The organism is Sulfuritalea sp., from assembly GCF_017302275.1.
In the GTDB taxonomy this organism is placed as follows: Bacteria; Pseudomonadota; Gammaproteobacteria; order Burkholderiales; family Rhodocyclaceae; genus Sulfuritalea.
This window is the reverse complement of sequence record NZ_JAFLDR010000014.1, coordinates 62,518-89,432: the sequence shown is the minus strand read 5'-3', so window position 1 is coordinate 89,432 and position 26,915 is coordinate 62,518. Positions and strand designations below refer to the sequence as shown.

Annotated in this window: 18 protein-coding genes; 14 read left to right on the top strand and 4 right to left on the bottom strand. The window is 65.6% G+C overall.

Annotated features, from left to right (window positions below; translation table 11 throughout):
* The first annotated feature begins 100 nt into the window (after nucleotides 1-100).
* The 8 genes from J0M27_RS09875 (at nucleotide 101) to J0M27_RS09840 (ending at nucleotide 11,839) form a co-directional block, all read left to right on the top strand.
* Entirely contained in the window at nucleotides 101-2,038 is a 1,938-nt protein-coding gene (locus tag J0M27_RS09875) for an SLC13 family permease (RefSeq protein ID WP_294990622.1), read from the top strand.
* A 127-nt stretch (nucleotides 2,039-2,165) separates the two neighbouring features.
* Entirely contained in the window at nucleotides 2,166-4,301 is a 2,136-nt protein-coding gene (locus J0M27_RS09870) for a SulP family inorganic anion transporter (RefSeq protein ID WP_294990619.1), read from the top strand.
* Between the two features lie 117 nt (nucleotides 4,302-4,418).
* Entirely contained in the window at nucleotides 4,419-6,440 is a 2,022-nt protein-coding gene (gene hyfB, locus J0M27_RS09865) for a hydrogenase 4 subunit B (RefSeq protein WP_294990616.1), read from the top strand.
* Entirely contained in the window at nucleotides 6,437-7,393 is a 957-nt protein-coding gene (locus tag J0M27_RS09860) for an NADH-quinone oxidoreductase subunit H (RefSeq protein WP_294990613.1), read from the top strand. The genes hyfB and J0M27_RS09860 overlap by 4 nt, the downstream gene beginning before the upstream one ends.
* Nucleotides 7,390-8,058 carry a formate hydrogenlyase gene (locus tag J0M27_RS09855; protein ID WP_294990610.1) on the top strand — a complete coding sequence of 223 codons (669 nt, stop codon included), beginning with the start codon at nucleotides 7,390-7,392 and terminating at the stop codon, nucleotides 8,056-8,058. Before J0M27_RS09860 ends, J0M27_RS09855 begins: the two co-directional genes overlap by 4 nt.
* A 233-nt stretch (nucleotides 8,059-8,291) precedes the next feature.
* A complete protein-coding gene (locus J0M27_RS09850; RefSeq protein ID WP_294990607.1) occupies nucleotides 8,292-9,743 on the top strand; it encodes a hydrogenase 4 subunit F in 1,452 nt (483 codons plus the stop codon).
* Between the two features lie 15 nt (nucleotides 9,744-9,758).
* Nucleotides 9,759-11,327 (top strand): NADH-quinone oxidoreductase subunit C, encoded by a 1,569-nt coding sequence (locus J0M27_RS09845; protein WP_294990604.1) that lies wholly within the window; start codon nucleotides 9,759-9,761, stop codon nucleotides 11,325-11,327.
* Nucleotides 11,324-11,839 carry a formate hydrogenlyase gene (locus J0M27_RS09840; protein ID WP_294990601.1) on the top strand — a complete coding sequence of 172 codons (516 nt, stop codon included), beginning with the start codon at nucleotides 11,324-11,326 and terminating at the stop codon, nucleotides 11,837-11,839. Before J0M27_RS09845 ends, J0M27_RS09840 begins: the two co-directional genes overlap by 4 nt.
* Before the next feature lie 46 nt (nucleotides 11,840-11,885).
* Here the strand turns inward: J0M27_RS09840 and J0M27_RS09835 are convergent, their stop codons facing one another.
* From J0M27_RS09835 to J0M27_RS09820, 4 genes are all read right to left on the bottom strand, one after another.
* Nucleotides 11,886-13,064 carry an L-lactate dehydrogenase gene (locus J0M27_RS09835; RefSeq protein ID WP_294990599.1) on the bottom strand — a complete coding sequence of 393 codons (1,179 nt, stop codon included), beginning with the start codon at nucleotides 13,062-13,064 and terminating at the stop codon, nucleotides 11,886-11,888.
* A 20-nt stretch (nucleotides 13,065-13,084) separates the two neighbouring features.
* The gene (locus J0M27_RS09830; RefSeq protein ID WP_294990596.1) at nucleotides 13,085-13,717 is read right to left on the bottom strand and encodes a response regulator transcription factor; all 633 of its coding nucleotides are present in this window, start codon (nucleotides 13,715-13,717) and stop codon (nucleotides 13,085-13,087) included.
* Nucleotides 13,714-14,970 carry a sensor histidine kinase gene (locus tag J0M27_RS09825; protein ID WP_294990594.1) on the bottom strand — a complete coding sequence of 419 codons (1,257 nt, stop codon included), beginning with the start codon at nucleotides 14,968-14,970 and terminating at the stop codon, nucleotides 13,714-13,716. Before J0M27_RS09825 ends, J0M27_RS09830 begins: the two co-directional genes overlap by 4 nt.
* A gap of 132 nt (nucleotides 14,971-15,102) precedes the next feature.
* Nucleotides 15,103-15,483, bottom strand: a complete 381-nt coding sequence (locus J0M27_RS09820; protein ID WP_294990591.1) for a hypothetical protein — start codon at nucleotides 15,481-15,483, stop codon at nucleotides 15,103-15,105.
* Nucleotides 15,484-15,758: 275 nt separating this feature from the next.
* On the opposite strand from J0M27_RS09820, the gene J0M27_RS09815 reads away from it, so the two are divergent.
* From J0M27_RS09815 to J0M27_RS09790, 6 genes are read left to right on the top strand one after another with little or no spacing between them, the layout of a single operon-like run.
* Nucleotides 15,759-16,208, top strand: coding sequence for a type IV pilin protein (locus J0M27_RS09815; RefSeq protein WP_294990588.1), 450 nt, complete (start codon nucleotides 15,759-15,761; stop codon nucleotides 16,206-16,208).
* A 4-nt stretch (nucleotides 16,209-16,212) separates the two neighbouring features.
* Complete coding sequence (locus tag J0M27_RS09810) at nucleotides 16,213-16,863, top strand: GspH/FimT family pseudopilin (RefSeq protein WP_294990585.1); 651 nt, start codon at nucleotides 16,213-16,215, stop codon at nucleotides 16,861-16,863.
* Complete coding sequence (locus tag J0M27_RS09805) at nucleotides 16,863-17,390, top strand: hypothetical protein (RefSeq protein WP_294990582.1); 528 nt, start codon at nucleotides 16,863-16,865, stop codon at nucleotides 17,388-17,390. Before J0M27_RS09810 ends, J0M27_RS09805 begins: the two co-directional genes overlap by 1 nt.
* 2 nt (nucleotides 17,391-17,392) lie before the next feature.
* Nucleotides 17,393-18,577 carry a PilW family protein gene (locus tag J0M27_RS09800; protein WP_294990580.1) on the top strand — a complete coding sequence of 395 codons (1,185 nt, stop codon included), beginning with the start codon at nucleotides 17,393-17,395 and terminating at the stop codon, nucleotides 18,575-18,577.
* A complete protein-coding gene (locus J0M27_RS09795; protein WP_294990577.1) occupies nucleotides 18,574-19,233 on the top strand; it encodes a hypothetical protein in 660 nt (219 codons plus the stop codon). Before J0M27_RS09800 ends, J0M27_RS09795 begins: the two co-directional genes overlap by 4 nt.
* A gap of 14 nt (nucleotides 19,234-19,247) precedes the next feature.
* Nucleotides 19,248-26,825: a PilC/PilY family type IV pilus protein gene (locus J0M27_RS09790; RefSeq protein ID WP_294990575.1), complete on the top strand. Its 7,578-nt coding sequence runs from the start codon at nucleotides 19,248-19,250 to the stop codon at nucleotides 26,823-26,825.
* Nucleotides 26,826-26,915: the final 90 nt, after the last annotated feature.

Here is a 26,915-nt window from a genome sequence, read left to right as displayed (position 1 = left end):
ATCGCTGATACCATCTCGCCTTCCAAAAATCAGGGTGCGTGGCGGCGGTGATGTTGGTAGCCGAGTGCTCATGCGCCGCCGGAGCGAGGAGACAACGACAATGAAGCGCCCCCCCATGCGGACCCTGATCGCCGCCGCGTTGTTCATCCTGATCTGGCTGGCCGTCGCCGGCGCTGCGCCCACCACCAGCGTTGCCGTGGTGCTGGGCATTCTGATGCTGACGGTATTCCTTTTCGCGTTCGAGGTCGTCGGCGTCGATGTCGCTGCCGTCAGCGTGCTGGTGCTGCTCGGCCTGATCAGCCATTTCGGTGTCAAATTCGGCTTGGCCAAGCCGCTGGTGCCGATGAGCGAACTGTTCAGCGGCTTCTCGAGCAATGCCGTGATTTCCATCATCGCCGTCATGATCATCGGCGCCGGCCTCGACAAGACGGGCCTGATGGGCAAGGTGGCGGGCACCATCCTCAAGTACGCCGGGCGTACCGAAGCCCGCATCATCCCGGCAATCTCGGGCACGGTCGGCTTCATTTCCAGCTTCATGCAGAACGTCGGCGCGGCGGCCCTGTTCCTCCCCGTGGTCAGCCGCATCGCGGCGCGCACCGGTCTGGCGATGTCGCGCCTGCTGATGCCGATGGGCTTCTGCGCGATCCTCGGCGGCACCATCACCATGGTTGGCTCCAGCCCGCTGATCCTGCTCAATGACCTGATCCTGGCGTCCAACAAGGCAATCCCGGTGGAGCACCAGATGCAGACCTGGTCATTGTTCGCCGTGACGCCGATCGGTCTGGCGCTGCTGTCCACCGGAATCATCTACTTCGTCGTCGCCGGGCGCTTCGTCCTGCCCGGCAAGGCGGCGTCGGAAATGTCCAGCGCGACCGATGCGATGGACTACTACCAGCAGCTCTACGGCCTCAACTACGCCGTATACGAGATGTTCGTGCCGGCGGAAAGCCCGGTGGCCGGCAAGTTCATCAATGACATCGAGGGCCCCAACCGCCTGCGCTGCATCGCCATCATGCGCGGCAGCGACGACCTGCGCATGGGGCCGGCACGCGACATCGAGATCAAGCCCGGCAGCGTGCTCGGCATCCTCGGCGCGCAGGAACAGGTGCGGGCTTTCGTCGCCGCCAACGGGCTTGCGCTGCGTCCGGAACTGGAGACCTTCGCCGAGCAACTGGCGCCAACCAAGGCAGGCATCGCAGAAGTGGTGATTCCGCCGGGGTCGGACTTGATCGGCAAGAGCGCGCGCGACGTCTGGATGCGCAAGGTGTACGGCATCTCGATGTCTGCCCTGCACCGCGGCGGCAAGACCCTGGGCCTTGGCGAGGGCATCCGCGACATGCCCCTGCAGGCGGGCGACGCTCTGGTGGTGCATACCTCCTGGGACGCGCTGGCGCGCCTGGAAAAGAACCGCAACTTCGTCGTCGTCACCACCGAGTACCCGCACGAGGAGCTGCGCCCGCACAAGGTGCGCGCGGCGCTGGGATTTTTCGCCCTGACCCTTGGCCTGATCCTGCTGACCGACACCCGCCTGTCGCTGGCCCTGATGACCGGCGCCATCGGGATGATCCTCGCCGGCGTGCTGAGGATCGAGGAGGCCTACCAAGCGGTGAGCTGGAAGTCGGTGTTCCTGCTGGCCAGCCTGATTCCGCTCGGTCTTGCGGTGGAGACCAGCGGCACGGCGGCCTGGATTGCGCAGCAGACGCTGGCCTTGCTCGGCGGCACGCCCATCTGGGTGGTGCAGCTTGCCATCGTGATTCTGGCGACCTGCTTCACGCTCGTCATGTCCAACGTCGGCGCCACCGTGCTGCTGGTGCCGCTGGCCGTGAATATCGCCATCGGCGCGGGCGCCAACCCTGCCGTGTTTGCCCTTACCGTGGCCCTTGCGACTTCGAACTCCTTCTTCCTGCCGACGCACCAGGTCAATGCGCTCATCATGGGGCCGGCCGGCTACCGGGTTGCGGACTTCATGCGCGCCGGAGGGATCATGACCGTGTTGTTCATCACCGTCCTGATGGTGATGCTGAACATCGTCTATTGACAGTCTTGCGCTTTCAGTCAGGCAGATTAGTGAGCCACCTAAGGCACGTCATCGACTACGATGCTCGGCTGCGCTACTCCGCAGTCACTGCCGCGCCGCAGAAGATGCCTGCCAGGCTTTGGTGCCCATGAAGATCCCGTTGCAGAGGCTGTTTCCTTTCCTGCGCTGGTTCCCCTATTCGGGGACCACGTTGCGCGCCGACTTCATCGCCGGCCTCACCGTGGCGCTGGTGCTGGTGCCGCAGTCGATGGCCTATGCCCAGCTGGCCGGCATGCCGCCTTATTTCGGCTTGTACGCCGCTTTCCTGCCGGTAATGGTGGCCGCGCTGTGGGGTTCCTCGAACCAGCTCGGCACCGGGCCGGTGGCGGTGGTCTCGCTGCTTACGGCGTCGGCGCTGACGCCGTTGGCGGCACCCGGCTCCGGGCATTTCGTTGCCCTGGCAATCATGCTGGCGCTGCTGGTCGGCATCGTCCAGCTGACACTCGGGGTGCTAAAGCTCGGCGTGATTGTGAACTTCCTCTCGCATCCGGTCATCGTCGGTTTCACCAACGCAGCCGCGATCATCATCGCCCTGTCGCAAGCCAACAAGCTGCTGGGCGTGCCGATTGGGCGTTCCGAGTTCTTCTTGAGCGATATCTGGGGCGTGGTCGGGCTGGTCGGCGACACCCATCTGCCGACGCTGATGATGGGCGCGGCGGCCATCGCCATCATGTGGGTCATCCGCAAGAAGTCACCAAAACTGCCGGCTGTGCTGATCGCTGTGGCGCTGACTACGGTTGTTTCGTGGCAGATCGGTTTCGAGCGCAACGCGAGCGCGACGTTGGAGCAGATTGCCGATGCCGAGGCTCAGGACCTGCTCGCCGAGTTCGTCCGTACCGAAGCCCGGATCGGAGAGATCAACGGGCAGATCGTCACCCAAAGCGGCGAACTGAAGAAGCTGCAAAAGGCCGGCGGCGAGGCGGCCCATGCAATCGCCACGCGCAACTATGAGATCGAGCTGCTGCGGCTCCAGCTCAAGGACCGCGAAGAGGAAAACCGCAAGCGCAACCGCGCCGTGCGCGGAATCATCTTCGAGCAGGTAACGGCTTCCGGGGGCGAAGCGCCGAAGTACTACGCCTCGGGTCGCCTGCCGGCCGGCGCGCAGTCCGACGGCCGCCACTGGCGCATCGCCCGTGTCGCCGGAGGCAGCCTCAAGCTCACGGGCGGTGGCGAGGTGGTCGGCAAGGTGCCGGAGGGCCTGCCCTCATTCGGCCTGCCGAAGTTTTCCTGGGACATGATCGGCAGCCTGCTGGCGGCCGCCATCGTGATCTCGATGGTCGGCTTCATGGAGGCGATCTCGATCGCCAAGGCCATCGCCGCCAAGACCAAGGACAAGATCGATCCCAACCAGGAACTGATCGGGCAGGGGCTGGCGAATCTCGTCGGGGCCATGACGCAGGCCTTTCCGGTATCGGGTTCCTTCTCGCGCTCGGCGGTAAATATCAATGCCGGGGCGAAGACCGGCATGTCCTCGGTGATCACCGCCGCCTTCGTGCTGCTGACCCTGCTGTTCCTGACGCCGCTGCTCTACCACCTGCCGCAGGCGGTGTTGGCCGCCGTGATCATCATGGCTGTGATCGGCCTGATCAACTTCGGCGCGATCAGGCATGCCTGGCAGGCCAGCCGCCACGACGGCATCGCCGCCGTGGCCACCTTCATCGCAACGCTGCTGTTCGCGCCCCATCTCGACAAGGGCATCATGATCGGCGCCGGGCTGGCCATCGTGCTCTACCTCTACCGCACCATGACGCCTCGCGTCGCCATCCTTGGCCGTCATGCCGATGGCAGCCTGCGCGATGCCGCCGTCAATAACCTGCCGGCCTCGGATCTGGTGACGGCGGTGCGCTTCGACGGACGCCTGTATTTCGCCAATGTGTCCTTCTTCGAGGACGCGATCCTCGATGCCGTGGCGGCGAATCCGAAAGCGCCCTATCTGCTGGTGGTCGCCAACGGCATCAACGAGCTTGACGCCTCGGGCGAGGAAGTCATGCATCACCTGGTCGAACGACTGCGCGGCAACGGCGTGACCGTGGTCTTTTCCGGCCTGAAGAAGCAGGTGATCGACGTCATGCGCGCCACCGGTCTGTTCGACCTCATTTCGCAGCAGCATATCTTCGCCACCGCCGACATGGCGCTCGAGGCAATCCAGGCCTGGGCCGCCGAGCGTGGCCAGGACGCGGCCGCCAATCCCTTGCGGCCGCTGCCGGTAAAGCGCTTCGGCTGACATGGATATCGTTTCGGCATACCGGCGCAATCGGCGCCGCCCGGAAATGTCGGCGCCTGCGCCACGGCGATGTAGCGTCGGAGGCGGCTGCTAGAATCGGCCACACCCGCTTTCGTCATGACCAACTTCCTTCCCATCGATTTCCTCCTGACAGCCGGCTGCGCCTGGCTGGTCATCGGCCTCCTCGGGCTGGTGGCACCGCGCAACACGCAACTCATCAGCAAGATGCTGTTCCCGCTCGGAGCCCTCGTCGGCGTCGGCGTCGGCCTGGTGGCGCTGGATGCGCTCGGTGGCCCGGCGCAAACCGCCGTGCTGGCGATCGGCCTGCCCGACCTGCCCTTCCACCTGCGGCTGGACAACTTGTCCGCCGTATTCGCCCTCTTGCTGGGCTTCGTCGCGGCGGGAATCTCTATCTATGCCGCTGGCTATTTCAGGAAGGGCGAGGGCACGGCCCCCGGCCTGATGTGCCTGCAATACCATTTCTTTCTCGCCAGCATGCTCATGGTGCTGCTGGCGGACGATGCCTATGCCTTCATGGTGGCCTGGGAAAGCATGGCCCTGTCCTCCTTCTTCCTTGTCACCACCGACCACAAGCATGAGGAGATCCGCCGCGCCGGATATCTGTATCTGCTGATCGCCCATATCGGCGCCATCGGCATCCTGCTTTGCTTCGGCGTCATGACCGGCGGAATGGGTGGTGGAGGCGGCGACTACAGCTTTGCCGGCATGCGCGCGCAGGATCTGTCGCCGTTCTGGGCCTCGGCCGCCTTCCTGCTGGCGCTGGCCGGTTTCGGCGCCAAGGCCGGCCTGGTGCCGCTCCACGTCTGGCTGCCGGAGGCCCATCCGGCCGCGCCTTCGCCGGTATCGGCGATGATGTCCGGCGTGATGCTGAAGACGGCGATCTACGGCCTGCTGCGCGTCAGCTTCGACCTGTTGCACTCGACGCTGTGGTGGTGGGGCGTCGTGGCGCTGGTGATCGGCCTCGCCACGGCGCTGTTCGGCGTGCTCTACAGCACGGTGCAAAACGACATGAAACGGCTGCTGGCCTATTCCTCGATCGAGAACATCGGGCTGATCACCGTCGGCATCGGCCTGACGCTGGTTTTCCACGCCTACCGCATGGAAGGCCTGGCGGCGCTGGCGATGACCGCGGTCCTCTATCACGGCCTGGCGCACGCCGGATTCAAGAGCCTGCTCTTCCTGTGCACCGGCTCGGTGCTGCATGCGACCAGGGAGCGCAGCTTGGGCAAGCTCGGCGGCCTGATCCATCGCATGCCCTGGGTGGCCTGGCTGGCGCTGGCCGGGGTGATCGCCAGCGCGGGTTTGCCGCCGCTTTCCGGTTTCGTCTCGGAGTGGCTGCTGCTGCAAAGCTTCCTGTTCTCGCCGGGCCTGCCGCACCCCTGGCTCAACATGGTGGTGCCGGTGGCGGCGGCGCTGGTGGTTCTCGTCGCCGCGCTGGCCGGCTTCGCCATGGTCAAGTTCTACGGCATTATCTTCCTCGGCCAGATGCGCGAGCCGGCGTTGAAGGATGCCCACGATGCCGGCCCCTGGGAAAAGGCCGGCCTTGCCTGGCTGGCGCTGATCACGCTGCTGCTAGGTGTGCTGCCGTCGACCGTGATCCTGCGCATCGACGCCGCCACGCGCCAGTTGCTGGGCACCGGGCTTGCAGACAAACTGAATGAAAACGGCTGGTGGATGCTGGCACCGATTTCCGCCGAGCGCGCCAGCTACGAGCCGCTCATCGTCCTCGTCACCATTGCCGCCATGCTGTTGCTGGTGCGCTGGCTGGTGCGCCATCTTTATCACGGTCGCGTGCGCCGCACCACGGCCTGGGATTGCGGCTACCACTTCGAGGGGCCGCGCGCCCAGGACACCGCCGAAGGCTTCAGCCAGCCGATCCGGCGCATCTTCGAGCCGATGTTCCGCATGGAGCGGCATTTCCCGACGGCGCGCGACGTGAAGCCATACTACAGCGTCAAGGTAGAAGATCACTTCTGGCATTGGTGCTACCTGCCGGTGGCGCGGGCGGCAGGTTGGGTCTCGACACTGATCGTCACCCTGCAGGGCGGCCGTATCGCGGTGTACCTGATGTACAGCTTCATTACCCTGCTCCTGCTCTTGTTGGTGGCAAGGCCGTGATCAGTGTGTCCGGATTCCTTGGCCAGTTGTTCGCCATTGCGCTGGCGCTGGTGCTGGCACCCTTGCTCTCGGGCTGGGTCGGGCAGTGCCGGGCCTGGTTCCAGAGCCGCAGCGCGCCGCCCTTGCTGCTGCCCTACTTTATGCTGCAAAAGCTGTTCAACAAGGACGTGGTGCTGGCCCATAACGCGTCCTCGCTGTTCCGCGCCGCGCCCTTCCTCATCTTCGGCTGCATGGTGCTGGCCTGCGCCATCGTGCCGACCCTGTCCACCGACCTGCCTTTCGCGCCGGCGGCCGATGCCCTGGCGCTGGTCGGTGTCTTCGGCCTGGCACGCATCTTCATATCGCTGGCGGGAATGGATGTCGGCACCTCCTTCGGCACGCTGGGCGGGCGGCGCGAGATGCTGGTCGGTTTCCTCGCCGAACCGGCGCTGCTGATGGTGTTCTTTACGCTTGCGATGATCGCCCAGTCCACTTCGCTTGCGACCATCGTCGAAACCCTCGCGCACCGCGACCTGGTGATCTACCCCAGCCTCGCCTTCGCCGGCATCGCTTTCACCTTCGTTTCGCTGGCCGAGAACGCCCGCGTGCCGGTCGACAATCCGGCGACCCATCTCGAGTTGACGATGATCCACGAGGCGATGATCCTCGAATATTCGGGCCGCCACCTCGCGCTGATCGAGTGGGCGGCGAGCCTCAAGCTGTACGCATACTCCTGCCTCGGCCTGGCGCTGTTCTTCCCCTGGGGCATCGCGCCGGGCGACAACTTCCTGGCACTGGTGGCGGCGATACCGCTGCTGCTGCTCAAGCTCGCCATCGGCGGCGCCTTCCTCGCCGGCATCGAGACCGTCAACGCCAAGATGCGCATCTTCCGCGCGCCGGAATTCCTCGGCACCGCCTTCATGCTGGCGGTGCTCGGCCTGCTGGTAAGGCTGTTGCTGGAGAGCAGGGTATGAGCGCATCGATTCCTTTCTCGGCCCAGCTCATCAACCTGTTCGCGGCGGTAATCCTGCTGCTGGCCTTCGCCATGCTGGCGCAGCGCCGCCTGCCGCAGCTGATCAACCTGTTCGCCCTGCAGGGCGGGGCGCTGTGCCTGGCAACGCTGGTGGCGGCGGTGACCACCGGCCAGGTGCACCTGTATTACTCGGCCGGACTGACGCTGGCGCTCAAGGTGCTGCTGCTGCCGTGGATCCTGCACCGCCTGGTGCGCCAGCTCAAGGTCAAGGGCGAGGTCGAGGCCCTGATCAACATCCCGACCACGATGCTGGTCGGCATCGTGCTGGTCATGGTCGCGTTCAATGTCGCGTTGCCGATTTCCGAGTTGTCCCACACCATCACGCGCGGCACGCTGGGTATCGCGCTGGCCGTGGTGATGCTGGCCTTCCTGATGATGATCACGCGGCAGAAGGCCATCACCCAGGTGGTCGGCTTCCTCTCGATGGAAAACGGCCTGTTCCTCGCCGCCACCAGCGCCACCTACGGCATGCCGATGGTGGTGGAACTCGGCATCGCACTCGACGTGCTGGTCGGCGTCATCATCCTCGGCGTGTTCTTCTTCCAGATCCGCGACCAGTTCGACAGCCTGGACATCCGGCACATGGAAAAGCTGAAGGACAACTGATGCTCATGCCGTATCGACTGCCCCCATGAAGATGAAACACGCGAAAGGCGAATTGAAGGCCCGCCCCCCCACCGCTGCGCGGCCCACGGCTGGCTTTGCACAGCCAGCCAGCTGCGGCGGCGCGACGAATGCGTCGCGAATTCCCGCCTCGCCCCCTCTCGGGGGGCTACTGATCGGCTCGCTGCGCTCGAAAGTCGCCGACGACTCCGCAATCGGTGCTTCACGTTAATTCCATGGATTTCTTCGTCCTCATGCTCGCCATCCCGCTCGCCAGCGGCGCGCTGCTGACGGTGGTGGGCGAGCGCGACTGGGCGCCGAACCTCAACATCGTCGCCAGTCTCGGCACTTTCCTCGCCGCCGCCGGCCTGACGATGGAGATTGTCGCCAGTGGCCCGCGCTTCGCGTTCGGCGAGCAGTTCTTCATCGACTCGCTGAATGTCTTCTTCGTCGCCCTGACGGCTTTCGTCGGACTGACCACCAGCATTTTTTCCGGCCCTTACATGAGGAACGAAGCCGAGCATGGCCGCCTCAGCAAGCCGCGCCTGCGCCTCTACAAGAGCATGTACCAGATCTTCATGTTCACCATGCTGGCGGCGCTGACCACCAACAACCTCGGCATCCTCTGGGTGGCGATGGAAGCGGCGACGCTGACCACCGTGCTGCTGGTATCGCTCTACCGCACGCCGGCCAGCCTCGAAGCGGCGTGGAAATACTTCATCCTCTGCGGCGTCGGCATCGCCCAGGCGCTGTTCGGCACCATCCTGCTCTACTTCGCCGCCGAGCGCGTGCTCGGGGAATCCGGCAACGCCCTGCTGTGGACCCACCTGATCGACGTCAAGGGCCAGCTGGAGCCGACCATCATGGCGCTGTCCTTCATCTTCCTGCTGGTCGGCTACGGCACCAAGGTCGGCCTGGCGCCGCTGCACAACTGGCTGCCCGATGCCCATGCCGAAGGCCCGACGCCGGTGTCGGCGGTGCTCTCCGGCCTGCTGCTGAACGTCGCGCTGTACGCCATCCTGCGCTGCAAGGTGCTGGCCGACGGCGCCATCGCCGGCGACTTTGCCGGCAGGCTGATGATCGGCTTCGGCCTGTTCACCCTGCTGGTCGCGGCCTTCTTCCTGTCGCGGCAGAAGGATGTCAAGCGCATGTTCGCCTACTCGTCGATCGAGCACATGGGGCTGATCACGTTTGCGTTCGGAATGGGCGGGCCGGTGGCCAACTTCGCCGGCCTGCTGCACATGACCATGCACTCGCTGACCAAGTCGGCGATCTTTTTCGCCGTCGGCCATGCCACGCAGAAGACCGGCACGCAACTTATGGAAAACATCCGCGGCCTGATCCGGATCAATCCGCTGATCGGCTGGGGCCTGATGCTCGGCACGCTGGCCATCCTCGGCATGCCGCCCTTCGGCGTCTTCGCCAGCGAGTTCATGATCCTCACCCACGCCATGAAGCACTACCCGTGGGCGACGCCGGTACTGCTGCTGGGCCTCGGCGTGGCCTTCGCCGCCATCTTCGGCAAGGTGCAGCCCATGGTGTTCGGCGAGACCGAGGCGAGGCGCCTGCCGCATGCACCCGCCATCACGCCGGTGTTCCTGCACCTGGGGCTGGTGCTGATGCTGGGGCTCTACATTCCACCCTACCTGGCGCGCTGGTTCCAGGAAGCCGCGCGGATGCTCGGCTAGAGACTGCGGGTAAACATGATCTTCCACGCCGAACCCATCGAATTCACGCGCCAGCCGGGGCTGGGCGCGCCGGTATGGCGCGGCCGCGCCGCCGACGGCGAGGATCTGCTGCGTTTCGCCATTTCCGTCCATCGCCGCCAGGGGCGGCTAGCGGCCTTGTGGGGCTGCGACGATCGCCTGCGCGACGGCTTTTATCGCCTGCATTGCGTATTCGCCCTCGACGAAGGCTGGCTTTGGCTCAGCCTCGACCTGGCGGATGGCGGCGACGAATGCCCGATGTATCCGGACCTGTCCGGCATCTTTCCGGCCGCCAACCGCATGCAGCGTGCCACCCGCGACCTGGTCGGCATCGCCAGCGACGGCACCGACCGGCGGCCCTGGCTGCGCCACGGCGGCTGGCCGGCGGACTGGTATCCGTTGCGGCACGACGCCGGTGCCGCACCGGAATGGGCCAACGAACCCACGGACTACGATTTCGTCAAGGTCGGCGGCGAGGGTGCGCACGAGATTCCGGTGGGCCCCATCCATGCCGGGATCATCGAGCCGGGGCATTTCCGCTTTTCCGTGGTCGGCGAGCGAGTGCTGCGGCTGGAGCAGCGGCTGGGCTACCAGCACAAGGGCGTCGAGAAGCTTTTCGTCGGCGCCGACATCGCGCGTGGAGCGCAACTGGTCGGCCGCGTTTCGGGCGATTCCACCTGCGCCTATGCCTGGGCCTTTGCCGCCGCGGCCGAGGCCGCCTGCGGCGTCGAGCCACCGCCGCGGGCTTTGGGCCTGCGCGCGTTGCTGCTGGAGCGCGAGCGCGTCCCCAACCACCTCGGCGACCTCGGTGCGCTGGGCAACGACGCCGCCTTCGCCTTCGGCCTGACCCAGTTCCTGCGGCTCAAGGAAGACTGGCTGCGACTCAACGCGAAACTTTTTGGTCACCGTTTCATGATGGACTGCATCGTGCCCGGCGGCGTGGCCGTCGATCCGAACGCCGCCTCGCTCGCCGCGATCGTCGAGCAGTGCGGCGCCATCGAGGGCGCGGTGAAGCAATTGCGCGAACTCTACGACGGGCACCCGGGCCTGCAGGACCGCTTCGCCACGACCGGCACCATCGACAGCAACCTGGCGCGGGAACTCTCGCTGACAGGCATGGCGGCGCGTGCCACGGGGATCCTGCTCGACGGCCGGGCGCACCGCCAGGGCTACACGCCGCCGCCGCCTTACGCGGCGCTCGGTGTGCGGCCCGTCACCGACGAGCGAGGCGACGTCGCTGCCCGCGTCGCGGTGCGCTTCGACGAGATCGCGGAATCCTTGCGCCTGCTGCGGCTGCTGGCGGTCGGCATGGTTGCCGGCGACACCCGGGTCGAATTTGCGCCGGCGGCCGGCGGCAGCGGCCTCGGCGTGATCGAAGGCTGGCGCGGCGAGGTGCTGGTCGGCGTGCAGTTCGACGCCGATGGCCGGCTGGCACGCGTCCATCCCCATGATCCGTCATGGCAGGCGTGGCCGGCGCTGGAGCACGCGGTGATGAACGACATCGTTCCCGATTTTCCGCTGATCAACAAGTCCTTCAACCTTTCGTATTCCGGGGTGGACCTGTGATTCCCCTGCTGCGCCACATTTTCCGCACCGGCATCCTCACCGAGCCGCCGCAGCCGGCCGGCGCCGCCGACCCGCGGCGCGAAATCGACCGGCTGCACGACGAGATCCTGCACGTCCTTGGCCGCGCGCTGACCATCCGCGAGGTCGATGCCGGTTCGTGCAACGGCTGCGAGCTGGAGGTCCATGCGCTGAACAATCCCTACTACAACCTCGAAGGGCGCGGCATCAAGTTCGTCGCCAGCCCGCGCCATGCCGACATGCTGCTGGTCACCGGCCCGGTGACGAAGAACATGGAGAACGCGCTGCGCATCGCCTACGACTGCACGCCCGACCCCAAGCTGGTGGTGGCGGTGGGCGACTGCGGCTGCAACGGCGGCGTCTTCGGCGAGAGCTACGCCAGTTGCGGCGCGATCGGCAACGTGGTCGGCGTCGATGTGCGCATCCCCGGTTGTCCACCGACGCCGCTGGCCCTGATGCAGGGCATCCTGGCGGCGGTGCGCACGGCGAAGTAGGCCTTTCCGGCCGCTGCCGGCCCGGTGTGAAAAGTCGGCGCCGGTGCTACGGCGATGCGTCGAGCAGCGCCGCGCGATCCAGCGCCGCGACATCGGTGACGCCGGTCAGCGCCAGCGCCACGGCCATTTCGCTTTTCATCACCGCCAGCATGTGCGCCACGCCGGCCTCGCCGCGCGCGGCGACGGCGTAGCCCCAGGCGCGGCCGAGCAGGCAGGCCCTGGCGCCGAGTGCGAGCGCCTTCACCACGTCGAGTCCGCTCCTGACGCCGCCGTCCATCAGCACGTCAAGCCGGTCGCCGACCGCATCGACGATGCGCGGCAGCGCATCGGCGCACGCGGCGACGCCGTCGAGCTGACGCCCGCCGTGGTTGGAGACGACGATGCCGTCGGCGCCGGCCGCGGCGGCCAGCCGCGCGTCCTCGACGTCGAGGATGCCCTTGACCAGGATCTTGCCCGGCCAGTGTTGGCGCACCCAGGCGAGGTCGGCCCAGGTCACGCCCGGGTCGAACTGGCTGTCGACCCAGGCCTTGAAGGCGGGCAGACTGTGCGCGTCGGGCACCGCCATGGTCAGGTTGCCGAACGTCAGCGGCTTGCCCTGTATCGCGACATCGATCACCCAGCCGGCGTGGGTCAGCAGGTCGCGGGCCTTGGTCAGCTTTCCGCCCAAGGTGGCGGCGCCGGCCATGCCGTTGCGCACGTCGCGGTAGCGCGCGCCCATCACCGGCAGGTCGACGGTCAGCACCAGCACCGGGCAGCCGGCGGCGCGCGCCCGCGCCATCAGGTCTTGCGCGTAGCCGCGGTCGCGCATGACGTACAGCTGGAACCAGAAGGGCGCGGCGGTCGCCGCGCGCACTTCTTCGATCGAACATATCGACACCGTTGATTCGCAGAAGGGAATGCCCGCCGCTTCCGCCGCGCGTGCCGCCTGCACCTCGGCGCGGCGCGCCATGACGCCGGCCAGACCGAGCGGCGCCAGCACCAGCGGCAGCGCCATTTCCTGGCCCAGCACGCGGGTGGAAAACTTCAGTTGCGAGACGTCGCGCATCACGCGCTGGCGCAGTTGCAGGCGCAGCAGGGCCTGGCGGTTCCGCCCGGCGGTCACTTCGTCATAGGCCGCGCCGTCGAGGTAGTCGAACAGCGGGCGCGGCAGCCTGCGTCGCGCCAGTTCGCGGTAGTCGCCGGCGCTGGCCGGGGCGAGGCCGAGGCCTCGGGTATCGGCGGTCATGGAGTCCTTTCCACGGTCACTCAATCGAACAGCTTGTTCTCTATCGAATAGCGGATCAGGTCCGCATTGTTGGCGATGCCGAGCTTTTCCATCAGGTGCGCCTTGTGTGTCGTGACCGTTTTCGGGCTCAGGTGCAACTGGTCGGCGATCTGGTTCAGCATCACGCCCCGGGCGATCAGTTGCAGGACTTCCCACTCGCGCGGGCTGAGGCCGCGGTGGGGGTCGGCGTTGCCGTTGCCGGCGGCATCGAAGGCCAGCGATTCGGCGATGGCGGGATCAATGTAGCGCTCGCCGGCGCCGACGCGGCTGACCGCAGTGAACAGCGTGTCCGGGCTCGATCCCTTGGTGATGTAGCCGGACGCCCCGGCCTGCAGCGCGCGCCGCACGGTACCGGGTTCGTCGTGCATGCTAAGCACAAGGATCGGCAGGTCGGGCCGGGCCTTGCGGGTCTGCTCGATCAGGCTGGTGCCGGTGGCGCCGGGCATGGACAGGTCGAGGATGATCAGTTCGGCGCCGCCGGCTTTGGCGGCCGCCAGCGCCTCGGCGGCGTTGGTGACTTCCCTGATCACCTCCATGCCGGCGAAGGAATGCAGCATCTGCCGCAGTCCGACGCGGAACAGCGTGTGGTCGTCGGCGATGATGATCCGGATCATGGCGCTGCCGGCACGTCGCCGACCGAGGGGGGATCGAGAGTAACCTGCGGCAGCGCGACGGCGAGGCGCGTGCCGTGGCCGGGCCGGCTGTCGATCTCCAGCGTGCCGCCGAGCGCGGTGACGCGCTCCGAAACGCCGAGCAGGCCGAAGTGCGTTGCGTGGTCCACCGCCGCGGCGTCGAAGCCGCGGCCGTCATCCTCGACCAGCAGGCAGATGCCGTCCCCGTCCTGGCTCAAGGTGATATGCACGTCATGGGCCGCGGCGTGGCGCACGATGTTGGACAGCGATTCCTGGACGATGCGGAACAGCGCGATGGGGTAGTCGCCGTCGAGCCTGTCTGCGGCCTGGGTGAAGGCCATGTGGTAGCGGATTCCGGCCGGACCCAGCACCCGGGCCGCGACCCATTCGACGGCGGCGGTAAGGCCCAGGTTGAGCGCCGCCGGACGCAGGTCGGAGGCGATCGTCTTGACGCTCAGGTGGGCCTCCCCGATCATGGTGCCGATGTCGTGCGCGGCCTCGCGTGCGGTCGACGCTTCGGCCGGCAGGGCGCGTTCGAGAAGTTGCAGTTGCATGCGGGCGGAAGTCAGCACCTGCCCCAGTTCGTCGTGGAACTCACGCGCCAGGCGCGCGCGTTCCTGCTCCACGCGAGCCTCGCGATGGCTGGCCAGCCGGCGCAGTTCCGCGCGCGAGCGCTCCAGATCCTGCTGCGCCTGCTTCAGCGCGGTCACGTCGAGAATCACGCCATGCACCGCGCGCTCGCCTTCGGGCGTGATTTCCGTGGTGGCGCGGATCTGCAGCCAGCGCGGGGCGTCGACAACCGGCAGGCTGCGACCCACCCATTCAAATTCGCCCGTGGTCGCCGTCGCGGCGTCGCGCCAGACCAGTCCGGCGCGGTCATCAGGGTGGATGCCGGCAAAAAACACCTCCGGATCGGCCAGCATCGCCGCCGCCGTGCCCGGCAGCAGGCGCGCCACGCCGTCGCTCATGGAGCGGAAAGCGGGCACGGGCGTCGCGACATACTCGAACAATGCGACCGGCAACTGGCTGGATATCTGCCGCAGGCGGCCTTCCGAGGCGCGCAGGGCAAGCTCGGCCCGGCGCCGCCGTGCCGCCAGGCCCTGGCGCCGCCGCCAGGACCAGAGCGCGAAGGCCATGGTCGCCGCCAGCGTGATGGCGATCAGGACCATGGCCGACAAGGTCAGCTGTCGCGTGGACGCGACGGCGATATCCTCGGCGGCATGGGCGATCGACACTCAGGGAACCTCCGTCAGCGGAACCAGCGGCGATTATAGGCAGGGGGCCGTCCCGCCGGCCATGAAAGTCGGCGCCGGCGGCACGGCACGACAGGCGTAGTCCCGTGCCGGCGGCGGCCGACTTGCCGGATTTCAGCGCTTCTTGTTGTCGATCGCGCGCGTCATCAGTTCGATGTCGTCCTCGATCGAATTGAGTTCGTCGATCATGACCTGCGCGCCATCCTGGATCTTCTTCGCGCGCTTGCGGGCTTCGGCGATTTCCGCTTCCAGTTTGTTGGCGAGCGGGTAATCACTCTTGGCATTCGCCTCTTCGACCCGCTTGGCCATCTGCTGGTGCCAGAGCACGGACTTGTTGCGCGCCGCCTCGTCCGCGCCCGCGCGCGTCAGCAGGTCGCGCAGTTCCTTCTGGCGCGGCGCGTAGGCCGCGATCTGCTGTTCCAGTTCGTCCACGGACATGTCGTCGCGACTTTTTTCCTTGCCCTTGCGAAACGCCGATTTGAAAAAACCCAACATCGCTGCTTACCTCCTGCTGTTCATAGACAAAATCGCGCCAGATCGAAACCAAACCCCGTGTGTCCGGTAACGCAGCCTGCGCGATGATACAACGGCCCGCCGGTGCGTCGACCAGGCCGGGCCATGATCGGGATAACCGCTCAAAAAATCAGGCTACCCCTATGGTCAGGGGTTAACGGCTTGCCTAGAATTAAATTGAGGGTCTGGATCCCGACGCATCCGCCATGACCCGTTGCGATCGAACTCGTCACTCAACAGCCCATAGGCGGTGCCCCATGCAAACACGCGACAACAGTGGCTTTTCCCTGATCGAACTGATGATCGTACTGGCCATCATCGGCATCCTGGCGGCGGTCGCCATGCCCAATTACAACGACTACATCACGCGTAGCAAGATCACCGAGGCGGTGGCCAGCCTGTCCGACGCGCGGGTGCGCATGGAACAGTTTTTCCAGGACAACCGCTTCTACAACACGGACGGCACGGCGGCAACGGCATGCGCTGCCACTGTCACGGTGGCGAACACCGCCAACTTCACCTTTGCTTGCGCTGCCGCCAATAACGGCCAGACCTACATCTGGACCGCCACCGGTACCGGCTCCATGAGCGGCTTCACCTATACCATCAACCAGACCAATGCGCGAACCAGCACCATCGCGGCGCCATCCACCTGGCCGGCGGCGACGGCGAACTGCTGGATCACCACCAAGGGTGGAGGTTGCTGATCCCATGAGAGCGAAGCATCACGGCTTCTCGCTGGTCGAGCTGGTGATCGCCGTCGGGATCATCGGGGTTCTGCTGGCCCTGGCGCTGCCCAGCTTTTCGGGCTACCTGCGCAACGTGAAACTTCGCTCCGCCGCCGAAAACTTCCTCACCGGCATCCATCTGGCCCGCTCCGAGGCCCTGCGCATGAACACCGCCGTCGAGTTCCTGATGACCACGGCCGATCCGCTCACGGCCAACGTCGGCACCGCCGTTGCCTCCACCGCCGGCAGGAACTGGATGGTGCGAACCGCGGACCTCACCACCTTCATCGACGGCAGGTTCGGGCTCGAAGGTTCGGGCCGTGCCACCACCGCCGACATTACGGTGCGCATCAACGATACCGCGCCGCCGGCCGACACCGACCCCGACCCGCCGCCCCTGGCGCCGGTGGCGAACATCGTCTTCAACGGCCTGGGCAGGACCACCCTCGCCGCGCCGGCCATTTTCAAGTTCAACGATCCGGACGGCGGTGCGCGCTGCGTCACCGATCCGGGGCCTCCCGCCGGCACCGTGCGCTGCCTGCGTGTCGTCGTCTCGGTCGGCGGCATCGCACGGCTGTGCGATCCGGCGGTGAGCGCAGCGGCCGTTGCGGCCGGTGATTCGAGGGGATGTTGATGACCAGACGCCGCCAACAGGGTTCCTTCATGATCGAAGCCCTGATCGGAATCGTGATTTTTCTCATGGGCGTTCTTGCCATGATCGCGCTGCAGGCCAGTTCGATCGCGATTCAGACGGATGCCCAGTACCGCAACGAAGCCAGCAATCTGGTGGACCAGATCCTGGGCCAGATCAACCTCGGCGCGCGCGACCCGAACGGCGCGGTGGTTGCCGGTACCCTGGCGGGCTTCGCCCATAATCCGACGGGCGGTACCACGACCTGCCGCTTGTTGGCCACGGATGCCAGTGCCAATACCGATTGCTGCAACTTCGGTGGCGGTGTCGTATCCCTCAATCCCCTGGTCACGAACTGGGTCGCCGCGGTGTCCACCAATCCGGCGACGCGGCTCCCCGCATCCGATGCCACGCGACAGCAGATCGTGGTCAATGCGGGGGTCTCCAACCAGGTTATCGTCACCGTCTGCTGGCAGGGGCCGAAGGATGCCCGCCCGCGTTTCCACCGCGTCATCGGCCACGTGAATTGACCATGGCAAACCAGACCCTCCCATCCCGCGGCGCCGGCTTCACCCTGGTCGAAATCCTTGTCGGCATGGCGATCGCCATGATCGGCATGGTGATGATGTTCCAGGCCATGAGCGTGTGGGAAGCGCGCAAGCGCACCACCGCGTCGGGCAGCGATGCGCAAGTGACGGGCAGCATCGGCATGTTCACGCTGGAGCGCGACCTCAAACTTGCCGGCTACGGCTTCGGCAATGCGGCGGCCATGGGCTGCACGGTCAATGCGTATGACAGCACGCGGACCGCGCCCGGACTGTTTACCTTTCCGCTGGCGCCGGTGCTGATCACCGACGGCGACGGCACCGTGGGCAGCACCCTGCCGGACACGATCGCCGTGCTCTACGGCAGCGCACCCACCATGTCGTCCAGCCAGACCTACAACAGCATCACCGGCGCGGCGATCCGGATGAATACCCGCACCGGCGTGCGCAGCGGCGATATGCTGATCGCGGCGGATGCCGGCAATGCCGTGTGCGGCCTGTTCGAGGCCACCGGCAACGCCAATGCCGACGGCCTGAGCATCGATTTCGCCAATGGGACGGCCTACACCAACTACACCAACAATGCCAACGTCGCGGCTTCGGTCGCCGCCGCCGCACTGACGCCGGCGCAACTCGCCGCGCTGCAGGGGAAGTTCCACAACAACACGGGCACGGCGCGTTTCAACAACGGCACGATCCAGGGCGTTGGCCTGACGGGCGCGGTTTTCAACATGGGCACCTCGCCCCAACTCAATGTTTACCGGATCACCAACCGCCGCTTTCTGACCTTTACCAACACGCTTGCCAATCAGGTCACCGCGACCGAGGTTGCCGAGGGTGTAATCGACCTGCAGGCGGAATACGGCATCGACGCCAACAACGACGGCACCCTCGCCGCCGGCGAGTGGACCTCGACCACGCCGGCGACGACGGCGGCCTGGGTCCAGTTGCGCGCGATCCGCATCGGCCTGCTGGCGCGCAGCCAGCAGTTCGAGCAAGTCAATGTGACGGCGGCGGCTCCTACCTGGGCCGGCGGCGCGTTCGGCATGACCAATATCGATGGAACGGCGGACAGCACCCCCGGCAACGCGAACGACTGGCGGCGCTATCGTTATCGCGTTTATGAAACGGTGATTCCGCTGCGCAACGTGGTGTGGGGGATCTCGGATTGAAAACCCATAACGACCATCCGCAGGGAATATCCCGCGGCCAGCGCGGCGTGGTGCTGCTGCTGGCCCTGATCATGCTGATCGCCATGACCCTGGCCGGCATCGCGCTCTATCGCCAGATCGGCAGTGGCCTGATCGTCGCCCGCAACCTGAGCTTCAAGCGTACCGCCACGGTGGCGGCCGACCGCGGCATCGAAACCGCGCGAAGCTGGCTGGTGGCACAGACGGCGGGCGGCCTGGAGCAGGGCAGCACGGCCAACTGGTACTTTCCGGGCTGGTGCAATACCACCCTCAATCCGCTGGGTGTGCCCGACGCCAACAACGACGGCACGCCCGACGACTGTGGCAGCACGCCGGCGCCGTCCGAGTTCGACCCGCTCACCTACAACTGGGCCAACTCCGTGGTGGCAAGTGCCAATGACGGCGGTGGCAACGAAATCCGCTACGTGATCCATCGCCTGTGCGAAACACCGGGCGGGATCAATGCCGCCAACCAGCAATGCGTGACGATCGGTTCCGCCAGTTCCGGCGGTTCCAAGAGTGCCGTGAGTTACGGCACCCAACCGCTGTCGAATACCTCGCAACCTTATTTCCGCGTGACCTCGCGCGTCCTGGGGCCCACCAATACGGTGGTGTACACCCAGGTAGTCCTGTACTGACCAGGAGAATCGCCATGTTCCAGTCGAAGACACACCCATTGCGGTCATTGACGCTGCTGTTCGCCCTCTCCCTGGCTGGGGGCATCCCGCTGCAAGCCGCCGAGACCGACATCAGCAACAGTCCGCTTTCCAGCCTGTCCACCGCAGAAGTCAAGCCCAACATCCTGTTCACGCTCGACGATTCGGGCTCGATGAACTGGCGTTTCATGCCGGATGCGATGTCGAATCGCGAAGACCGTATCGGCTTCCGCCACAGTTCGTGCAACACCATGTACTACAACCCGAATACCCGCTACGTGGTGCCGACGACCAGCACCGGTCTCGACGTCAATGCGGCGGCGCCGACAGCCTTTACGGCCGCGTACGAGGATGGCTTCGGCGCCTACAAGGGTCGGGAAACCCGCACTTCGTCGGATTCCGGGGTGACCTGGACCGCCTGGGCTGCGGCGGCGAGTTGCACGGAAGACACCACCGGCTCCAGTCGGCGGCAGTGTCGTGTCGCAACGGTCGCCAGTGCCGGCGCGACGCTCGACCTCAGCACGTCCTTTCGCGCCTTCGTCAATTCCAACATCGAGTCCAATGCCGGCACAAGTCGCTTCGACGCCGCGCAACCCGCCTATTACTGGCGATACCTGGGCGCGACCACGCTGAAGCCCAACACCGGGGATTGCAACGTGTTGCTGACGCCGACCTTCACCCTGAAGCGTGCCACCTACGCCGGCGGCGTCGCCACCTACGAAACCACTGCCGATCACAACCTGTCGGTGGGGCAGGAGGTCGGTGTCTTTACCACTCCATCAGGCTATAGTGGCCAATTCACGGTGGCGACCGTACCCACGGCTCGATCCTTCACCGTCGCCCTGGCCACCAACCCGGGAAACTACCGGCGCATCGCCCAGTTGCAGGGCAGAACTTCGACGGACTCGGGGGCGTCGTGGAGCGCATGGGGCAACGTATCGACCTGTACCGAGGTTTCGACCGGCGCGAATCGCACCGAGTGCCAGGTCGAGGGTACCAGCACCAATTACGTGACATCCTGCACACCCAGCTACACCGGGCCCCAGGGTGCGCACGCCTGGACCGGCAACAATAACGCGGTGGATTGCCGCCTGAGCGGGGCGCTGATGGCATGGAACGCCACCCATTACCGCACCATTGCCGAGTACTGCACCGACGGAACGACCACCACCGCGACCTGCGCCGGGCTGGGCAAGACGGCCCTGTGGCGCAAGGTACCGGTCACCTCGACCTCCGGGCTGGCTACTGCCGACCTCAACGGCGACAGCGTTGTTGATGCTTCCGATGCCGACGAACGCCAGAACTTCGCCAACTGGTACAGCTACTACAAGAACCGGATGAACATGATGAAGTCCGCCGCCGGCCGTGCCTTCGTCGGCATGACGGATTCCAAGCGTATCGGTTTCCTCACCATCAATCCGAACAATCCGGTCAGCAACACGAAATTCCAGGCCATCCAGGATTACGACACGACGCACAAAGCCACCTGGTTCAACATGCTCTACTCGCAGACGACCAACGGCGGCACGCCCCTGCGCGAGGCCCTGGCGCGCGGTGGACGCTATTTCGCGGCCAAGACGGACGGCATCAACTCGGGCATGGGCGGCGACCCGATGCAGTATTCCTGCCAGCAGAACTTCAACATCCTGACCACGGACGGATACTGGAACGGCAACGGCGGCGTCAAGCTCGACGGCACCACGGCGATGGACAACCAGGACGGATTACTGGAGGAACTCGACGCCTATCGTTCTGCCGGATCGAAGTACCAGATGTCGCCACGCCCCATCTACGACGGCGCCAGCACCACCTTCATGTGGAACACGGCCCGGCTCTTTTACCAGCTCAACAATTCCTGCCCGATGCAGGAGAAAAAGCTGGCCCAGGAACAGGGGCGGCTCGGGCAGTGGCAGCAGCAGACCAGCCAGTTGCAGAAAACCACGGGCCAGGTCCAATACCGCACCGACCTGCAGATCAAGACCGGTCCGCTCGAGTACCAGAGCATGATCCAGAGCAAGACCGGGCAGTTGCAGTACAGCACCGACCTGGAAAGCCGGACCGGGGCGCTGGAATACCAAAGCATGATCCAGAGCAAGACGGGGCAACTGGAATACACCACGAACCTCCAGAGCAGGGTCGGTGCTTTGCAGTACCAGAGCATGATCCAGAGCAAGACCGGGCAGCTGCAATACACCACGAACCTCCAACGCAAGCGCGGCCAGTTGCAATACCAGAGCAAGATCCAGAGCAAGACCGGCCAGTTGCAGTACCAGAGCAAGATCGAGAGCAGGACCGGGCAACTGCAACGACGGACTCTCATCAGTTTTTTCCCCGCTATTGTTTGGTCGGCCTGGAGTCCCGCGGCAACTTGCACCCCTGCGATCTTGGCGACGGAGTGCCGCATTGACCCCGGTGCAAGCTTTATCAAGGCTCACTCGTGCACCTCCACCTTCGACGGAACGACATGGTCCGGTGACGCCGCGGCGGTCGAATGCGCCACCAATGCCGCTTTCGACGGCAACTGGGATTCGATCGCGTCCTGTACGCCCGGCGCGGACGTGACCTGCCGGGTCAATGCCAGTTTCGTCAAGGCGCACTCCTGTACGAGTACCTTCAATGGAATCACGTGGGGCGGCAATGCGGCTGCGGTCGAATGCAACAATACGGGGGTACTCGATGGTGCCTGGACCAATATCAGCACCTGCACGCCCAGTTCGGACGTCTCCTGCCAAATCAATGCGGCCTGGGCCTATCGTTCCTATGGAGGCACCTGCACCAGCACCGTGTCCGGAGCAACCTGGACTGGCGACTCCTTGGCAACTGACTGCCAGATCGTTGGGTTCAATCCCACCTGGACAAATCGTTCGACTTGCGATACGACGACACCCAACGCCCAGTGCCGCGTCAACGGCAGCTTCGTCAAGGCGCATTCCTGTGGCACGACTCTGAGCGGCACCAACTGGACGGGGGATGCGGCGGCCGTCGAATGCAACAATACCGGCGTGCTCGACGGCACATGGGATCCGATCGCGTCATGCACGCCGAGTGGAAACGTGTCGTGCCGAGTCGATCCGACTCCGGCCTGGGCCTATGTCACCGCCTATGCGCCGACCTGTACCAGCACGGTATCGGGTCCGACCTGGACCAGCAGTGGCGGCAACGCGACGGAATGCCAGACGGCGGCCTTCAATCCGGCCGGCTGGACTGCGCGGGCAACCTGCGATACCGCCACACCCAATGTACAGTGCCGCGTCAATGCCGCATTCACCAAGGCGCACTCCTGCACGACCACGCTGAGCGGCACCAATTGGACCGGGAACAACAACGCTGTCGAATGCAACAACACCGGCGTGCTCGACGGCACATGGGATCCGATCGCGTCATGCACGCCGAGTTCCGACGTATTTTGCCGCATCAACCCGACGCCGGCCTGGGCCTATGTCACGGCCTACGCGCCGACCTGCACCAGCACGGTAACGGGCCCAACCTGGACCAGCAGCGGCGGCAACGCCACCGAATGTCGGGCCATCGCCTTCAACCCGGTCGGCTGGACCAACCGGGCGACCTGCGACACGGCCACGCCCAATGTCCAGTGCCGCGTCAATGCTGCATTCACCAAGGCGCACTCCTGCACGACCACGCTGAGCGGCACCAATTGGACCGGGGACAACAACGCGGTCGAATGCAACAATACCAGCGTGCTCGACGGCACATGGGATCCGATCGCGTCTTGCACGCCGAGTTCTGACGTGTTCTGTCGCGTGAACGGAACGTTTGCCGACGTGACCCAGGGCTCGCCCACCTGTACCAGCACGATATCGGGGCCGACCTGGACCAGCAGCGGCGGTATTGCCACCGATTGCAGCACGGCGGGCGGCTTCAGCGCCTGGGTCAATGCGTCGACCTGCACCGAAAGCACCAACTTCCAGTGTCGCGTCAACGGGCCCACCGTCGGGGTGCAACCGACGGTGCCCCTGGACCTGACTTCGGCACCCTGCAACGCCCAGACGCGCAGCGGCAGCCCAGGGTCGTATGTCTATACCGGCAACGCCGCCGCCAACTACTGCGAAACGGTTGCCACCGCGCCGTATGTCGACGTCGCCTATGCCTGTTCGCCCGATCCGATCCATGACGTCAACGGCTTCACCACGGAGTGCCAGCTCCGTGATCCGACGGCCTGGACCAATACGGCGAGTTGCGTGATGAATGCCACGACCGATTGCCGGCGGGTCGACTCCACCGGCTGGGTCGCCGCCGACAACTGCGTGGTCGTCGCGGTACCGGATGACACGGGGCAGACGACGGACTGCCGGGCCACCGGCGCCACCGGCTTCAAGCTGGAACGCAAGGGCGAGATCACTTCGCAGGCATACTCCGGCCCGAACCAGGGCGGTACCGCCCTGGGCGGCGCCACGGTCAATCTGGAGGCGAGCTGGTCCGACGCAGTTCCCGGCACCTGCTTTGCGGCAGCCCCGGCGGTTCCGGCGACGGCTTCGGTGACCGGCGAAGGCCCGCCGACGCCGCCCGAGGGCTGCCTCAGCGGCTCCCAGGTCTGGCCTTGCGAAACCTACAGTTCCGGCCTCGGTGGCCTCAGCGCCAACGTCGCGTCGGCGACCTGGACCCCGCCGGGCGATGACCCGGTTGCGGATCCGTCCTTCGCAACCTTTACCACGACCGCCGACCATCCCTTCCTGGCCGGGCACTCGGTTACCGTCGCGGGCGGCACCAATTCCTTCTTCCGCGGCAATTTTCAGGTTGTCGAGGTCCCGGATGCCACCCACTTCAAGGTCCTGATGGCCGACAACCCCGGCGCCACCGCCCACACTGGCGGCACCGCGGCGCTGTTCTCCGGCAGCAGCAACTCGCTGGCGGACGTCGCCCAGTATTTCTACAAGACCGATCTGCGCAACGCGTCGCTGTCGAACTGCACCGGGGTGCTGGGGACCAGTGTCTGCGACGACAACGTGCCATCCACCGGATCGGGCAACGAAGACGACCGCGCCAACTGGCAGCACATGACCACCTTCACCATGGGTCTCGGACTGGACGGTTCCTTGATTTCCTCGCCGACCTATCGCACCGACCAGTGTATGGCCAAGGCAGTCACGGGCGCAACCTGGGCCGCCAACGTGGTGACCGTCACCACCTCTGCCGCGCATGGATTCCAGGCTAATCAGACCGTCACGTTATCGGGCGGCAGCGTCGCGGCCTACCGCGGCCAGTTCCGCATCACTACCGTGCCTTCCACCACCACCTTCAGGTTTGCGCTGACGACCAACCCGGGAGTCGGGGTGTTCGGCGCCGGGACGGCGACGCTCTGTCCCGACTTCGTCCGCCTGCGGGACGGTACCATCAACTGGCCGGTGCCCGTGGCCGACAGCGCAACGGCCCTCGACGACCTGTGGCATGCCGCCGTCAATGGTCGCGGCCAGTACTTCAGCGCCAGCAATCCGGATTCGGTGGTCACCAGCCTTGCCGAAGCCCTGGCCGGGATCAATGCCCGCGTCGCGGCGGCGGCGGCGGCGGCGACGTCCAACCTGGAACCGGTGGCCGGCGACAACTTCGCCTACACCGCGAAATACAAGACCCAGGCCTGGACCGGCGACCTCGAAGCGCGCGAGATCAACCTCAACACCGGGGCGGTGAGCGGCACCGTCATCTGGTCGGCGCAAGCCAAGCTGGACGACATGACCAGGACCGCCTGCGATAACCGCACGATCAAGCTGTTCCGCGCCGGCGCCACCGACAACATGGTGGATTTCAAATGGGACAGCTACGGTTGCGATGCGGGAGGGGCACCTACGGGCGTCGCGGTGACGACCCTGGATCTGGCCGAGCAGGCGCATTTCGGCGCGGCCAACGTCGCCTTGCTCAGCCAGTACCCCAATTACGGCACGGGCGTCGGCGTCACCGTCGATCAGCGCACTCCGGCGGCCGGTGCCAACCTGGTCAATTACCTGCGCGGCCAGCGAGGCAAGGAGGGATTCAGCTCCGGCCCACCGGTGACGAATACCGACCTCAACAAACTTTACCGGACGCGGGAGAATGTCCTGGGCGACATCGTCAATGCCCAGCCGGTGTTCGTCAAGGGGCCGTTTGCGGAGTACGACGATCCAGGCTACGCGCTGTTCAAGAGCGTCAACCTGACGCGTTCGCCCATCGTCTATGCCTCGGCCAATGACGGCATGCTGCACGCCATCAAGGCCGGCGACACGATCATCGATCCGGATGGCGGCAAGGAAGCCTGGGCTTTCATGCCTAGCATGGTGCTGCCAAATCTCTACAAACTCGCGAGCGAGGCCTATGCCTCCCAACACGTGTATTCGGTGGATGGAACGCCGGTGGTCGGGGATGTGTACAACCCGGATACGTCGAGCTGGCGGACCGTGCTCGTCAGCGGCATGAACAAGGGCGGCAAGGGTTATTTCGCGCTCGACGTGACCAATCCTGCGGCGCCGGTCGCGCTCTGGGAGTTCAAACACGACGCCGGCAACTGCGTCACGGTGGATGCGACTACCAAGGCGCCGGCCACCGACCAATTCTCGGATTGCCACATCGGATATACGTTCAACAACCCCATCATCACCAAGCTGCGTGCGCCTGACGGCCGCTGGGTGGTGATCGTCACCTCGGGCTACAACAACGTCAATTCGCCCGCGGCTCCCGGCGATGGCATCGGCTATCTCTACGTGCTCGAGGCGATGACCGGCAAGATCCTCTTCAAGATCAGCACCGGCGAAGGATCGGCAGCCGACCCCAGCGGCCTCAACCACATCAGTGCGTGGTCCGTAAACCCGTTGCGCGACAACACCGCGGAGCGGATATACGGCGGCGACCTGCACGGCAACGTCTGGCGCTTCGATATCAACGATGCACTGAATGCCGCCGGGCGCGAGGCGACGCTTGTCGCGCAGGTAGTGGATCCGAGCGGCGTCGGGCAACCGATCTCGACCCGGCCCGAACTGGCCGAAGTCGGCGGCGAGGCCTATGTCTACGTCGGTACCGGACGCTATCTTGGCCCGACCGACCTGGCCACCACCCAGACCAATTCGGTCTGGGCCCTGCGCGACACGCTGGGCGCCACGGCGCTGACCGACCTGCGCACCAACCTACGCAAGATGGTGATCACGACCCACGGCTCCGGCACCGCCGCATTCCGTACCAATGGCTGCACGGCCAACTGCAGTTCGGCCGACGGCTGGTTTGTCGATCTGCCCGATTCGGGCGAGCGCATCAGCATCGACATGAAGCTGCAACTGGGCACCCTGGTCGTCGCTTCCAACGTGCCGGAAACCAACGCCTGCAATATCGGCGGCTACGCCTGGCTGAACTACTTCAACAACGGCACTGGCGAGGCCATCAAGAACAGCGCGGACCTGGCAGTCGGACGTCGCCTGGTCGGTGCCGGAGGCTCGGAATCGCTGGCGGTGGGTCTCAACATCGTGCGCCTGCCGAGCGGCAAGACGGTGGTCATCGCGACGACATCGGCGGCCCAGCAATTGACCGTCGAGGCGCCTTTCGATGTGGCTCCGCCCACCGGCAAACGGGTCAGCTGGCGCGAAATAGTGCAGTGAGTGCAGTGAGTTTTGGTGCCGGGTAATTGGCGGGAGGCACTCGCGCGCCGATTGCCCAGGGGCGCCGAGCGCCGCTTTGCGGTGTGCCTG

Excerpts from the sequence above, each read along its gene's own strand:
- J0M27_RS09875 (WP_294990622.1), top strand. The coding sequence starts at position 101 with ATGAAGCGCCCCCCCATGCGGACCCTGATCGCCGCCGCGTTGTTCATC.
- J0M27_RS09870 (WP_294990619.1), top strand. The coding sequence starts at position 2,166 with ATGAAGATCCCGTTGCAGAGGCTGTTTCCTTTCCTGCGCTGGTTCCCC.
- hyfB (WP_294990616.1), top strand. The coding sequence starts at position 4,419 with ATGACCAACTTCCTTCCCATCGATTTCCTCCTGACAGCCGGCTGCGCC.
- J0M27_RS09855 (WP_294990610.1), top strand. The coding sequence starts at position 7,390 with ATGAGCGCATCGATTCCTTTCTCGGCCCAGCTCATCAACCTGTTCGCG.
- J0M27_RS09850 (WP_294990607.1), top strand. The coding sequence starts at position 8,292 with ATGGATTTCTTCGTCCTCATGCTCGCCATCCCGCTCGCCAGCGGCGCG.
- J0M27_RS09845 (WP_294990604.1), top strand. The coding sequence starts at position 9,759 with ATGATCTTCCACGCCGAACCCATCGAATTCACGCGCCAGCCGGGGCTG.
- J0M27_RS09835 (WP_294990599.1), bottom strand. The coding sequence starts at position 13,064 with ATGACCGCCGATACCCGAGGCCTCGGCCTCGCCCCGGCCAGCGCCGGC.
- J0M27_RS09830 (WP_294990596.1), bottom strand. The coding sequence starts at position 13,717 with ATGATCCGGATCATCATCGCCGACGACCACACGCTGTTCCGCGTCGGA.
- J0M27_RS09820 (WP_294990591.1), bottom strand. The coding sequence starts at position 15,483 with ATGTTGGGTTTTTTCAAATCGGCGTTTCGCAAGGGCAAGGAAAAAAGT.
- J0M27_RS09815 (WP_294990588.1), top strand. The coding sequence starts at position 15,759 with ATGCAAACACGCGACAACAGTGGCTTTTCCCTGATCGAACTGATGATC.
- J0M27_RS09810 (WP_294990585.1), top strand. The coding sequence starts at position 16,213 with ATGAGAGCGAAGCATCACGGCTTCTCGCTGGTCGAGCTGGTGATCGCC.
- J0M27_RS09805 (WP_294990582.1), top strand. The coding sequence starts at position 16,863 with ATGACCAGACGCCGCCAACAGGGTTCCTTCATGATCGAAGCCCTGATC.
- J0M27_RS09800 (WP_294990580.1), top strand. The coding sequence starts at position 17,393 with ATGGCAAACCAGACCCTCCCATCCCGCGGCGCCGGCTTCACCCTGGTC.
- J0M27_RS09790 (WP_294990575.1), top strand. The coding sequence starts at position 19,248 with ATGTTCCAGTCGAAGACACACCCATTGCGGTCATTGACGCTGCTGTTC.